Annotated in this window: 12 protein-coding genes; 4 read left to right on the top strand and 8 right to left on the bottom strand. The window is 66.1% G+C overall.

What is annotated here, in order from left to right:
* Window positions 1–56 precede the first annotated feature (56 nt).
* Together ACFFGH_RS03315 and ACFFGH_RS03320 are read left to right on the top strand one after the other, a co-directional pair.
* Window positions 57–794, top strand: a complete 738-nt coding sequence (locus tag ACFFGH_RS03315; protein ID WP_386664784.1) for a CoA transferase subunit A — start codon at window positions 57–59, stop codon at window positions 792–794.
* A 12-nt stretch (window positions 795–806) separates the two neighbouring features.
* Window positions 807–1,433 (top strand): CoA transferase subunit B, encoded by a 627-nt coding sequence (locus ACFFGH_RS03320; RefSeq protein ID WP_386664786.1) that lies wholly within the window; start codon window positions 807–809, stop codon window positions 1,431–1,433.
* Between the two features lie 388 nt (window positions 1,434–1,821).
* Here the strand turns inward: ACFFGH_RS03320 and ACFFGH_RS03325 are convergent, their stop codons facing one another.
* Both ACFFGH_RS03325 and ACFFGH_RS03330 read right to left on the bottom strand, forming a co-directional pair.
* A complete protein-coding gene (locus ACFFGH_RS03325) occupies window positions 1,822–2,568 on the bottom strand; it encodes a class I SAM-dependent methyltransferase (RefSeq protein WP_386664788.1) in 747 nt (248 codons plus the stop codon).
* Between the two features lie 432 nt (window positions 2,569–3,000).
* Entirely contained in the window at window positions 3,001–4,626 is a 1,626-nt protein-coding gene (locus ACFFGH_RS03330) for an electron transfer flavoprotein-ubiquinone oxidoreductase (RefSeq protein ID WP_386664790.1), read from the bottom strand.
* Window positions 4,627–4,714: 88 nt separating this feature from the next.
* Between ACFFGH_RS03330 and ACFFGH_RS03335 the strand changes: the two genes are divergently transcribed.
* Complete coding sequence (locus ACFFGH_RS03335) at window positions 4,715–5,332, top strand: alpha-ketoglutarate-dependent dioxygenase AlkB family protein (RefSeq protein WP_386664792.1); 618 nt, start codon at window positions 4,715–4,717, stop codon at window positions 5,330–5,332.
* On the opposite strand, the gene ACFFGH_RS03340 is transcribed toward ACFFGH_RS03335, so the two are convergent.
* Genes ACFFGH_RS03340 through ACFFGH_RS03355 form a run of 4 tightly spaced genes read right to left on the bottom strand, consistent with a single transcriptional unit; the run spans window position 5,329 to window position 8,836 of the window.
* On the bottom strand, window positions 5,329–5,976 hold the full coding sequence (locus tag ACFFGH_RS03340) for an ABC-type transport auxiliary lipoprotein family protein (RefSeq protein WP_386664794.1): 648 nt from the start codon (window positions 5,974–5,976) through the stop codon (window positions 5,329–5,331). The two genes, ACFFGH_RS03335 and ACFFGH_RS03340, sit on opposite strands and share 4 nt — an antisense overlap.
* Window positions 5,973–6,899, bottom strand: a complete 927-nt coding sequence (locus tag ACFFGH_RS03345) for an MlaD family protein (protein ID WP_386664796.1) — start codon at window positions 6,897–6,899, stop codon at window positions 5,973–5,975. The genes ACFFGH_RS03340 and ACFFGH_RS03345 overlap by 4 nt, the downstream gene beginning before the upstream one ends.
* A gap of 3 nt (window positions 6,900–6,902) precedes the next feature.
* Window positions 6,903–7,718: an ABC transporter ATP-binding protein gene (locus tag ACFFGH_RS03350; protein ID WP_386664798.1), complete on the bottom strand. Its 816-nt coding sequence runs from the start codon at window positions 7,716–7,718 to the stop codon at window positions 6,903–6,905.
* Window positions 7,718–8,836 carry an ABC transporter permease gene (locus ACFFGH_RS03355; protein ID WP_386664800.1) on the bottom strand — a complete coding sequence of 373 codons (1,119 nt, stop codon included), beginning with the start codon at window positions 8,834–8,836 and terminating at the stop codon, window positions 7,718–7,720. Before ACFFGH_RS03355 ends, ACFFGH_RS03350 begins: the two co-directional genes overlap by 1 nt.
* Before the next feature lie 141 nt (window positions 8,837–8,977).
* Between ACFFGH_RS03355 and ACFFGH_RS03360 the strand changes: the two genes are divergently transcribed.
* On the top strand, window positions 8,978–10,228 hold the full coding sequence (locus ACFFGH_RS03360; protein ID WP_386664802.1) for a threonine/serine exporter family protein: 1,251 nt from the start codon (window positions 8,978–8,980) through the stop codon (window positions 10,226–10,228).
* 382 nt (window positions 10,229–10,610) lie between these two features.
* Here ACFFGH_RS03360 and ACFFGH_RS03365 read toward each other — a convergent pair whose 3' ends face one another.
* Window positions 10,611–10,985, bottom strand: a complete 375-nt coding sequence (locus ACFFGH_RS03365) for an H-NS histone family protein (RefSeq protein ID WP_386664804.1) — start codon at window positions 10,983–10,985, stop codon at window positions 10,611–10,613.
* A 123-nt stretch (window positions 10,986–11,108) separates the two neighbouring features.
* Entirely contained in the window at window positions 11,109–12,848 is a 1,740-nt protein-coding gene (locus tag ACFFGH_RS03370; protein ID WP_386664806.1) for a proline--tRNA ligase, read from the bottom strand.
* Between the last annotated feature and the right edge of the window lie 68 nt (window positions 12,849–12,916).

Here is a 12,916-nt window from a genome sequence, read left to right on the forward strand (position 1 = left end):
GCGGCCGCGCCCGCGTCGCACGCTAGACTTTCCCGTCCCCGCAAAGGAGTTGTCCGATGGCCGAGGCCACCCAGGTGCCCGCTGGCGGTACCGCGAAGAGCAAGCTGTATCCGAGTGCCGAAGAAGCGCTGCGAGGCGTCGTTGCCGATGGCCAGACGCTCGCGGTCGGCGGCTTCGGCCTGTGCGGGATTCCCGAGGCGCTGATCGAGGCGCTTCGCGATTCGGGCGCCAAGGGCCTGACCGCAATCTCGAACAATGCCGGCGTCGACGGTTTCGGCCTCGGCCTGCTGCTTTCGACGCGGCAGATCCGCAAGATGATTTCGTCGTACGTCGGCGAGAACAAAGAGTTCGAGCGCCAGTATCTCGCCGGCGAGCTCGAGCTCGAATTCAACCCGCAGGGCACGCTGGCCGAGCGCCTTCGCGCCGGCGGTGCAGGCATCCCGGCGTTCTTCACGCGCACCGGCTACGGCACGATCGTCGCGGAAGGCAAGGAGACGCGCGAGTTCGACGGCCAGATGTACGTGATGGAAACCGCACTGCGCGCCGACGTGTCGCTGGTCAAGGCGTGGAAGGCCGACAAGGCCGGCAACCTCGTGTTCCGCAAGACCGCGCGCAACTTCAACCCGGCCTGCGCGATGGCCGGAAAGGTCTGCATCGCCGAAGTCGAGGAGATCGTCGAGGTCGGCGCGATCGACCCGGACCACGTGCACCTGCCCGGCATCTACGTCGACCGAATCGTCCACAACCCGACGCCTGAAAAGCGCATCGAACAGCGCACCGTGCGCGCCGCCTGAGGAGACCGAACCATGCCCTGGACCCGTGACCAGATGGCGCAGCGCGCCGCCCGCGAACTCACCGACGGCGCCTACGTCAATCTCGGCATCGGCCTGCCGACGCTCGTGGCCAACTTCATTCCCGAGGGAATGGACGTATGGCTGCAGAGCGAGAACGGCCTGCTCGGCATCGGCCCGTTTCCGACCGAGGACGAGGTCGACGCCGACCTCATCAACGCCGGCAAGCAGACCGTCACCGCGCGTGCCGGCGCCAGCTATTTCGGCAGCCATGACTCGTTCGCGATGATCCGCGGCGGCCATATCGACCTGGCGATCCTCGGCGCGATGCAGGTCACCGATAAGGGCGACCTCGCGAACTGGATGGTGCCCGGCAAGATGGTCAAGGGCATGGGTGGGGCGATGGACCTGGTCGCCGGCGTCAAGCGCGTGGTCGTGCTGATGGAGCACACCGCGAAGAACGGTGAGCACAAGATCGTGCCCGAATGCACGCTGCCGCTGACCGGCGTGGGCGTGGTGAACCGCATCATCACCGAACTGGCGGTGATGGACGTGACCGCGGACGGGCTCAAAGTGGTCGAGCTGGCGCCGGGGGTCGAAATGGATGAGCTGCGGCAGAAGACCGGTGTTGCGCTCGGTTGATGCTGATAGGGCTGTCCGTGTAGCGCAACAGAACAATGCCTATCGTATCGGTGCTGCTGTCGGCTCTCGCGCAGTCGACGGCGCACTAACCCCCTCATTGCAGCACTGCGGGGCGGGCTGCTCCCGTCAGACCTTGGAGGGGGCGTGCAGAGCGTTGAATCTGCGGTCACGAAGCATTTGGCCCGTGGCGGTCGCATACACCTGCAGATTGCCCGGCGCCGTTAGCGTCTCTACCGGCAAATGCTACCGCCGAGGGGTCTGCCCAATGGCGCGGCAGGTCATCGTTGGGCTCTCGGGTTCAAGATATCTCGTAAGCCAGTGAAAGGCTCAGGATTGCACGCCAAGACCACGCTGACGCCCAGCTGATCTCGGGCGCTCGACAGAGTGCTTACTTTTCCAGATAAAACGTTTCCCGCCATCCTTCTCGGTAGTCGACCATCCATTCCGAATGCTCCGGCTTCTGGTCGAAATGCTTGGGCCACTCGTACCGCGAGCAGCTGTAACCGAAGTGATGTGCCATGTACTCAATGGCGCCCCGGCTGGGCCTGCCTACCAAGGTCTGCCCACTTCTTGTCAGCGAGTCGACCCAAGCCATTTGCTGGTCGGCGACCGGCTCGCGGAACATCTGGATCTGGTTCGGGTTACCGAACACTGCCCGGGGGTCGTTGCCCTGCGCGGCTGTTTGACCCCCGCTGTCAGGGCATATTTCCGTGTCGATGACCACAAATCGGGCGCCTGTCCGCTCGATTAGATCCAACAGCTCGGCATGTCGGAGGGTGTGATAGAAGAAGCCGAGGCAGAGCACGACGTCGAACTGCGGACCTTGGAGATAGTCGAATACGTCTGCCTGAAAGAACGATGCCCGGTTGTCCGCCACACCGTAATGGGAAAGTGTTTGGCGCGCGTTCTCGATCAGTTCCGCGCGTGGCTCGACGCCCGTGACATGCGCAGCACCTGCTTCGAGTGCCGCAAACGACCAGCGTCCGTCGTGACTGGCAATATCGAGAACCCGCTTGCCGGCTAGTAGTGCCCTGTTTCGTTCAATTATCGCGGTGTGTCGGCCGTTCAATCGATGGGGATACGGACTGGTCCTGCTGGTGTCGAGGAAACGCGCGTAGCGATTGAAAAAGCCCATGGGCGGAATCCAGTTTGGCGGGTTGGTCGGTGGGGCAGAAGTCGGCGCCAAGCGTGATGGCGGCGGTTTACAGCGAATAGTGATCGAAGCTCGAAGAATTTAGTCAGATGTGACGAGACAGGCCGCGCCTGGCGGGCTGATTGGCGATCCCAGGCTCGTTGCTTTTTGCCCTTATGCGGCATTGAACGAGTTGCTGGTCGGCTTGCTGAGCAGAGCTTATGACTTGGCCGCGCGCCGTAACTGTCCTAATGCAATCTACATCCCTGGTTTGAACTGCGGATGCGGAAAGGGTTTGCTCTCGATGCGGTGTGGCAGCCCAGCAGCGCGCTGACATCGATTAAGCGGGTCCGGCCGAAGCGCGATTTTCACAAGAAAGTCTGAAGCCAGCCGTAGATGCACGACCGTAAGGCGCTATGACGTAGATCAGGCCGGTCAGAGATTCTGGTAATTCGGCCCCGATCCGCCCTCCGGCGTCACCCAGTTAATGATCTCGTATGGATCTTTGATGTCACACGTCTTGCAGTGCACGCAATTCGCGGCGTTGATCTGCAGGCGCTTGCCGGCCTCGGCGTCTTCGACGATCTCGTAGACGCCGGCGGGACAGAAGCGGGTGCACGGGTTGCCGTATTCGACGGTGCAGCGCTCGACGCAGATCGAGGTGTCGAGCACGTGCAGGTGGACCGGCTGGTCCTCGTCGTGCTCGGTAGCGGCGAAGTAAACGCCGGCAAGGCGGTCGCGGGGGGCGAGGGTGCGGTCGGTGTAGTGGCGGTCGGGCGACTCGTACTCGGCCAGTTTTTCCATCTGGCACCAGTCGGGCTTGTTGCGCCAGGTCCAGGGCGAGCGGCCGTTCGTAGCGGTTTCCCAGCCGGCGTTGAGCAGGCCGAACCACATACCTTTCTTGAAGCCGGGCTTGACGTTGCGGACCTTGTAGAGCTCGGCCATTGCCTCGGAGGCGCGCAACTTCGCGTCGAATCCGCTCGGCGACAGCTGCGACGCCGCGAGGTGCTCGGCGGCGAGCATCCCTGAGCGGAACGCCTGGTGGGTGCCCTTGATCTTGGGCACATTGAGCAGGCCGGCGGTGTCGCCGATCAGGATCGCGCCAGGCATTTCGCAGGTCGGCAGCGACTGCCAACCGCCGGTGACAATCGCGCGTGCGCCGGCGGACACGATGTTGCCGCCTTCGAGCAGCGGCTTGACCATCGGGTGGTTCTTCCACTGCTGGAACGCTTCCCACGGCCGGTATTCCGGGTCCTTGTAATCGAGTCCGCTGACATAGCCGAGCGCGATGCGTCCCTTGTCGAGGTGGTAGAGGAAGCTGCCGCCGTAGGTGGCGGTGTCGGCCGGCCAACCGAGCGTGTGCACGATCTTGCCGGGGGTGACGCGGTCCTCGGGTACCTGCCATAGCTCTTTGATGCCGATCGAGAACGTCTGCGGGTCGTGGCCTTCGTCGAGCTTGAATTGGCGGATCAGGCGCTTGGTCAGATGCCCCCGCGCACCTTCGGCGAGCACGGTGACCTTGGCGCGGATGTCGATGCCGGCCGTGTAGCCGGGCTTGTGCGAACCGTCCTTCGCCACGCCCATGTCGCCGATGCGTACCCCGATGACCGCACCGGATTCGTCATGCAGCGTCTCGCTGGCGGCGAAGCCCGGGTAGATCTCGACGCCGAGGGCCTCGGCCTGCGGCGCGAGCCAGGCGCACATCGCGCCGAGGCTGACGATCACGTTGCCGTGGTTGTTCATGCCGGGCGGAACGGGGAGCTTGCGACCGCCGTCGGGGCTCAGCAGCCAGAACTCGTCCTCGGTCGCCGGGATGCAGATCGGCGGCGGGTTGTCGCGCCAGTTCGGCAGCAATGCGTCGAGCGGCCCCGTCTCGATCACCGCGCCGGACAGGATGTGCGCGCCGATCGTCGAGGCTTTTTCGATCACGCAGACCGAGATCTCGGGGTTCAGCTGCTTGAGGCGGATCGCGAACGACAGCCCGGCCGGACCCGCGCCGACGGTGACGACGTCGTATTCCATGACATCGCGTTCGACCTCGGGGGCGCTGGACTCGCTCATGCTGTTGCTCCGGATACGTGTTGCCTGGACCGTGAATTGTCGCGGGTTTGCGGGGCTGCGCCAAATCGCGGCGTGCTAGCGTCGCTGCATGCCGCTGACACCGCTGCCGCTGCCCGGGGCCGACCTCGCGTTCGATGCGCGCTGGCTGCCGGCCGACGAGGCCGACGCGCTGCTGGCCTTGCTGCGCGGGACGATACCGTGGGAGGTGCATCGGATCCGTCTATTCGGTCGCGAGCACCCGGCGCCGCGCCTGAGTTGCTGGATCGGCGATCCCCAGGCGAGCTACCGGTACTCGGGCACGCGGTTCGAACCCAGGCCGTGGCCCGACGCACTGCAGCCGCTACGCATGCGCCTGGAGCGCGAACTCGGCATCGGGTTCAACAGCGTGCTTGCGAACCTCTATCGCGGCGGCAGCGATGCAATGGGTTGGCACAGCGACGATGAGCGCGAACTCGGCGAGACGCCCGTGATCGCGTCGCTGAGCCTGGGGGCGACGAGGCGGTTCGTGCTCAAGCACCGCACTGATGCCGATCGCCGTCTCGCGCTCGAACTGCCCCATGGCAGTCTGCTGGTGATGGCCGGACAGACGCAGCGGCATTACCGCCATGCGCTGCCTCGCACCGCACGCACGGTGGGTGAGCGCCTGAATCTCACCTTCCGCCATGTCGAGGCCGTGCGACTCCGCGCGGCCCGCAGGACGGGCTAGCGCGACTGCTGCTGGTGGTGCGCCTGCCCGGAAGTCAACACCCAACCTGCGAGCTCACGGCTGACCTGCGCAAGCGATTGCTCGAATGCACTGACCGCCTGCGGCACCGCGGTGCCCGCGGCCGGCTCCGCCTGCATGAATGTGCGCGACGCGACGACGCGGTCGTCGGTTGCGTGCAGCAGTTTCGCGTTGACCTCGACGACTGCGGCCGGGACGGCGTCGCCGCGGTAGTCGGACTCGAACCGGCGCAGATCGAGCACGAGCCGGTAGTCGGCGTTGATGCCGGTACCCGGCCGCGCGACCGCGCCGATCTTTCCCGAGTCCTCGAGCGTGCGCATCAGCGCGTCCTCGAGCATCTCGGTCGGCCGTCGGGCCCAGCTTGCACCCTTATAGACCTGCAGCTCGTTCGGCACCGGGCGAACGGCGATGCGCTGGCTGTCGGTGACGCTGGCGGCACTATTGGCTGAGACGACGAGCTGCCACGGCACCGACGGCCACGACGGGTCGGGTTGGATGGCCGGGGCGGGCGCATAGATCGAGGGCGCTTCCCCTCCGTCGAGCAACGACGAGCAACCGGTGACGGCGAGCAGCGAGGCGCACATCGCCGCGAGGATCAGCGGGGCACGGAAGGCGGGACGAGTCATTTCGGTTCGAACTCCTTCGGGCCGTCGCGGCCGAGCAGGTAGTCGGCCGCACCGCCGTCGAGGCCGTCGCTGACGCGGCGCAGGTCGCGGATCAGCACGCGCAGCTCGCTCAGCGTTGGACCGACCTGGGCCAGCCCATCGCGGGTGAATGTCCGGATCGGTGCGCGGTTTTCCTCGACGATCGTCTGGGCGCCTTCTGCGGTCGCTTCCAGTCGCGTCAGGGTGCGATCGAGCTTGACGACCAGCGCGGGCAGCTCATCGACGAACTCGCGGTCGAACTCCTTGACGACCTCGTTCGCGTTCGTCGCGGTCGCTTCGAGCTGCGCAGTGGCCTGGCGCGTGTTGATGATGACCGCGCGCAGGTCTTCGCGCTGCTCGGCCACCGTTTCGGTCATCGTTTCGATGTTCTCGAGCGTATTGGTCACGCGCGCGACGTTCTCCGCGCTCAGCAGCTCATCCAGGCGTGCGACCAGGCGGTTCGCGGTGTCGGCAATGTTCTGCAGCGCCGAGGCTTCGGTGCGGATGATCGGCGACTCGCGCGTGTCGACCGCGTCCAGCCTCGGGCTGGCCGGGCTGCCGCCGGTGAGCTGGATGAAAGGCGAGCCGGTGATGCCGCTCATCGACATCTTCGCGCGCGTATCGGCCTTGACCGGCGCGTCGTCCTGCACGCGCAGCTTCGCGAGCACGCGACGCGGATCGCGCGGTGAGAGCTTGAGCTCGCTGATCGTGCCGACCGCGATACCGTTGTACTGCACGAGGCTGCCTTCGGACAGGCCGGTCACCGGCTCGTCGAACACGACCGTGTAGGTCTGCCAGCTCTTTTCCGACGAATACTTCGCGGCCCACAGCGCGAACAGCAGCAACGCGATGGAAGCGAGCAGGGTGAACGCGCCGATCAGGACGTAGTTGGCCTTGGTTTCCATCAGCTACTCCCGTTGGCGGGCATCGCGCGCCGCGCGCGCCCGGGGGCCATGGAAATACTCCTGCACCCATGGATGGTCCAGTGCCTCGACCTCCTCGCGCGGGGCACAGGCGATAACCCGGCGGTCGGCGAGCACGGCAATGCGGTCACAGATAGCGTAAAGCGTGTCGAGGTCGTGTGTGATCAGGAACACCGTGAGCCCGAGCGCCTGCTGCAGCGTGAGGATCAGCCGGTCGAACGCGGCCGCGCCGATCGGGTCGAGCCCGGCGGTGGGTTCGTCGAGAAACAGCAGCGGCGGATCGAGCGCCAGCGCACGCGCGAGCCCGGCGCGCTTGCGCATGCCGCCCGAGAGCTGCGAAGGCAGCTTGTTGAGCGAGTCCGCCGGCAATCCGGCCAGTTTCACCTTCAGCAGGGCCAGCTCGTAATGCAGCGAATCGGACAGCTCGCGGTGGTACTCGCGCAGCGGTACCTGCACGTTCTCGCCGACGGTCAACGACGAGAACAGCGCGCCGTCCTGGAACAGCACGCCGGTGTTGCGTTCGATGCATTTGCGAAGCTCGGGATCGGTACTGCGTGCATCGATGCCGAGCACTTCGATCTCGCCCTCGTCCGGCTTGCGCAAGCCAAGGATCGAGCGCATCAGCACCGATTTACCGGTGCCCGAGCCACCGACGACGCCGATGATTTCCCCGCGCCGCACGTCGAGGTCCAGCCCTTCGTGTACGACCTGCGCGCCGAACCGGTTCAGGAGACCGCGCACGCGGATGATCGGCTCTTCATGCGACGGTTTCGTTGCCGGGGTCGGATCGGGCGCGGACATCAGAAGCCGACCTCGGTGAACCAGATCGCGAAGAACGCGTCGAGGATGATTACCAGCGAGATCGCCTGCACCACCGAGGACGTGGTGCGTTCGCCGACCGACTGCGCCGTGCCCTCGACCTGCAGGCCTTCAAGGCAGCCGATCAGACTGATCACCAGCGCGAATACGGGCGCCTTCACCAGGCCTACGATGACGTTCTCGAGTTCCATGGTTTCGTGCATGCGCGCAACGTACTGCTGTGGCGGAATGTCCAGCCCGTACGCGCCGACGGTCAGGCCGCCGAGCAGGCCGGCGATCATGCCGATGAAGGTCAGCAGCGGCAGCATGACCACCAGCGCGAGCACGCGCGGGATCACCAGCAGGTCGACCGGGTCCATGCCGAGCGTTCGGATCGCGTCGACCTCCTCGCGGCTGACCATTGCGCCGATCTGCGCGGTGAACGCGCTCGCGGTGCGGCCGGCGAGGATGATCGAGGTCAGCAGCACTGCGAACTCGCGCAGGAACGCGACGTTCACGAGTTCCACCACGTAGATCTGCGCACCAAAGTCGGCAAGGATGGTCGCGCCCAGGAATGCGACCACCGCACCAACGAGGTAGCACAGCAGCGCGACCAGCGGCGCCGCATCGAGGCCGACCTGCTCCATGTGGTGCACGGTGGCGGTCATCCGGAACCGGGTCGGTTCGCGCACGGTGCGCGCAAGCTTGACCAGGAACTCGCCGAAAAAACCGATCAGCGCGAGGAATTCTTTCCAGTTGTCCGCGACCGCGAAGCCAAGCCGGCCGAGCGCAGCGGCAACGCCGTATTCGCGTGGCGGTCGCGGGCGGTCGTCGGCGACATCCTCGATCGCGCTGACCAGCGTGCGGTGCTGCTCGTCGAAGCGGAAGCTTTCGAAATCCAGCCCGCGCCGGTGCGCGAAACGCATCAGTTGCAGCACGGCGACCGAGTCCAGTCGCGCGACATCACAGGCGTCGACGACGCGCACGTCTTCCGGCGCCTGCTCGAGCCGCTGGCCGAGCACCACCGCGTGTTCGAGCGTCCATTCGCCGGACAGCCGCAGGCGCGACGGGTCGCGGTCATCGGCGTGGGTCTGCGGCGGTTGCGCGACGGGAGCGGTCATCGGACTCGGTGGACGGCGATGGCCGGAGCATACAGGCTCGCGTAGAAGGCCCGGTCAAGCCGGCCGGACGCCACGATGGCAGTGCAGTGCCGAGACGCCGTACCGAGACGGACGGTCACGGTCCCATGCCATGCTTGAGCGATGCCAACACCCGCGCCCTTGAGTTCGGCAACCTATGCCGAGCGCATCCGTTTCATCATCGAGCTCGCCCGCCGTCTGCACGCGTACGGCACGACGGCGCAGCGCTTGGAGGGCGCGATTTCCGCGGTCGCTCAGAAGCTGCGCGTCGAATGCCAGCCGTGGACGAACCCGACCGGCATGATCCTGACCTTCAGCGATCCGCAGCGCCCGCTCGGCGAGGCCGATACCACGCGCGTGGTGCGTCTGCCGCCCGGCGAGAACGACCTCTACCGCCTCAGCGAGACCGACCGCATTGCCGAAGAGGTGCTTACCGGCCGGCTCGACATCGCAAGCGCGCTGGCGGCGATGAACGCGCTCGACCGGCCGCCCGGCCCGCGCGCACGCGCGATGCAGGTGTTCGGCTTCGGGCTGGCGGCGGCCGCGGTTGCGGCATTGCTGCGGCTGCCATGGCTGGACATTGGCGTCGCGGCGTTCAATGGCCTCGCGATCGGCCTGCTGGTGCAGCTGTCGGATTTCAGGCCGCGTCTGAAGGAGGGGCTCGACGCGATTTCAGCGACGCTGGCCGCGCTGGTGGCGGTGCTGGTCGCAAGCTTTGTGGCACCGCTGAACCAGAACACCGTGATCATCGCGTCACTGATCGTGCTGTTGCCGGGCCTGTCGCTGACGAATGCGGTCAACGAGCTGACGAGCCAGCACCTGGTGTCGGGCACCGCGCGTTTTGCCGGCGCAGTGACGACGGTGATGCAGCTCGCGGTCGGCACGCTGCTCGGGTTGTACCTCGCGCAACTGATCGGGCTGGAGCCGCAGATCAGAGCATCGCGGACGCAGCCGGCTTGGATGGAATGGGTCGCACTGGCGCTTGCGGCGTATGCGTTCGCGGTGCTGTTCCGCGCCGATCGACGCGATTATCCGAAGGTGATGGCGGCCGCGGCGGGTGGTTATCTGATCTCGCGCATGGGCGGGCTGGCGTTCGGCAGCCCGGCCGGCGTGTTTCTCGCCGCGCTTGTGATGACCGCGATCGGCAATGCCTACGCGCGCTGGTGGAACCGGCCCGGCGCGATCATCCGCGTGCCCGGCATCATCATGCTCGTGCCCGGCAGCGCGAGCCTGCGCGGCCTGCTGAGCCTGATCCAGCAGCAGGACGTCAACGCGGGCCAGGAAGCGCTGCTGACCGTGCTGAATATCCTGCTGGCGCTCGTGGCGGGTCTGCTGTTCGGCAACTTGCTGCTCCCGTCGCGGCGCAACCTGTAGCGTCTCCAGCTATAGCGCGTGCAAAGGTCGTGTTCGATTTCGACCTCGCGCTGACCACTCGGACACCGTCGACCGCTTCTTCCGCTGGGTGCTGAAGCGCCATTTGCGCGGCCATGGTCGGCGACCTGTACCGAACGTCCTTTCGACCCGCCCGCGCTCGAACTCAACGGCATGCGTTATCTCGTCAGCCCGGCACCGGACGCGGCCGGCCGGAGCGAGCGGCCGCGATGGTGGTGTTGGACTGGAAATAGACGCGGCGCAGTCCCGTCGGTTGGCAAGCAGCGATGTGGGTAACGGGTCAGCCCGGACCGACGTCAATGTTACGGAGCCCAAAACCCAAAACGCCGGCGCATGCCGGCGTTTCGGACCCGTGGTGGCGGATTTACTGGATCAGGAATTCGTCCGCGCTACGCCCCTGGCTGGTATATGCGGCCAGCCAGCGCGGCTGCTTGCCGCGGCCGGTCCAGGTTTCAGCCGGGTTATCGGGGTTGCGGTATTTCGGGGCGACCTTGCCGGTGCTCTTGCCGGCCTTCTTCGTGGCGGCCTTGCTACCACGCGGTGCGCGCTCGCCCTGGGTCTTGGCGCTGCCGCCGAACAGTTCCTGGATCGAATAACCCTCTGCGCGCGCGAGCTGGGTCAGCTTGTTACGGACCGTGGCGATCGGCTTGCGCTTGGCCAACGTCGTGCGGCGCTTCTTGGCTTGGTTGATCAGCGCGTCGAGTTCTTTCGCGGACAGGCTGTTGATGTCGATTGCCATCAAAATCTCCGGGGTAAGGCGAATTCGGGCGCCACGCGGCGCAGTCGGGCCATGGTAATCGGCCCGCCGCGTGGCTGTAAACGATTGCAATAATCCCGGAGAAAGTCGCCGTGCAGCTGATGTTTATGCGGCGGGCAAAATGGCGGATTTAGCCGCGCCCAGCCGCGCCACCACATCGGCGCGGGAGAGGTTTTCCGATTCGGCGGCCGCACGGTGACGGTATTCGTACGTGCCGGCCGCCAGGCCGCGCTCGGACACGACGATGCGGTGCGGAATTCCGATCAGCTCGATATCTGCAAACATCGCGCCGGGACGCAGCCCGCGGTCGTCGAGCGCGGTCTCGATGCCGGCCGCGCTGAGCTCGGCATACAGCGCCTGCGCGGCTTCGGCCACGGCTGCATCGTTTTTCGGGTTGATCACGCAGACCATCGCCTGCCACGGCGCCATCGATTCAGGCCAGAGGATGCCGCTCGCATCGTGATTCTGCTCGATCGCCGCGGCCACAATGCGCGATACGCCGATGCCGTAGCAGCCCATCGCCGGCGTCGCCGCCTTGCCGGTTTCGTCCAGCACCGTGCAGCCCATCGCCTGCGCATATTTGCGACCGAGCTGGAATACATGGCCAACTTCGATGCCGCGCGCGATCGACAGCGTGCCGTGGCCATCGGGCGAGGCATCGCCTTCGACGACGTTGCGGATATCGGCGACCAGCACCGGCTCGGGCAGGTCGCGGCCCCAGTTGACGCCGGCGAGGTGATAACCCGCCTCGTTCGCGCCGACCACGAAATCCGCCATGGACGCGACGGCGCGGTCGGCGACGATCTGGATCGGGCGCGCGGAGTTGACCGGGCCCAGAAAGCCCGGCTCGCTGCCGAGGTGCTCGGCAATTTCCGCCTCGTTCGCGAGCCGGTATTCGGCCAGCCCCGGCAGCTTGGCGAGTTTGATCTCGTTGGCAACATGGTCGCCGCGCACGAGCGCGAGCACGAACTGCGGGTTGTTTTCCGCGTCCACGCCCATCAGTGCGATCGACTTGACCGTGCGCGACAGGTCGATGCCGAGCAGTGCGGCGACGTCCTCGCAGGTCTTCTGGGTCGGGGTCTCGACGCGGCGCATCGATTCGGTCGCGGCGGGACGCTCGCCCGGCGCGAGCGCTTCGGCGAGCTCGACGTTCGCGGCGTATTCGGTATGGCTGGAGAACGCGATTGCGTCCTCGCCCGAATCGGCGAGCACGTGGAATTCATGGCTGGCGCTGCCGCCGATCGCGCCGGTGTCGGCGAATACCGCGCGGAACTTCAGCCCCAGCCGCGTGAATATGCGGCCATAGGTGTCGTACATATTGCGGTATTCGCGCGCCAGGTCCTCGTCGGTGAGGTGGAACGAATACGCGTCCTTCATCAGGAACTCGCGCGCACGCATCACGCCGAAGCGCGGGCGGATTTCGTCGCGGAATTTCGTCTGGATCTGGTAATAGGTGACCGGCAGCTGCTTGTAGCTGGCCAGCTCCGCGCGTGCGAAGTCGGTAATGACTTCCTCGTGCGTGGGGCCATACGCGTATTCGGCGTCCTTGCGGTCCTTGATCTTCAGAAGCTGGCCGCCGAAGCGCTCCCAGCGGCCGGTTTCTTCCCACAGTTCGCGTGGCTGCACCGACGGCATCAGCAGCTCGATCGCGCCGGCGGCATTCATTTCCTCGCGCACGATGCGCTCGACCTTGCGCAGCACGCGCAGGCCCAGCGGCGACCAGGTGTAGATGCCGGCGGCGAGCTTGCGGATCATGCCGGCCTTGAGCATCAGCCGGTGGCTGACGATCTCGGCATCGGCGGGGGTTTCCTTGCTGGTGCGGAGGTGGAACTGCGACAGGCGCATCGGCGGGCTTCAAGCGGACGAGGCGGGCATTTTGCCATGCGCGGCCGGATGTGCCGGCTCGGGCGCTG

It is taken from the genome of Lysobacter korlensis (assembly GCF_042434515.1).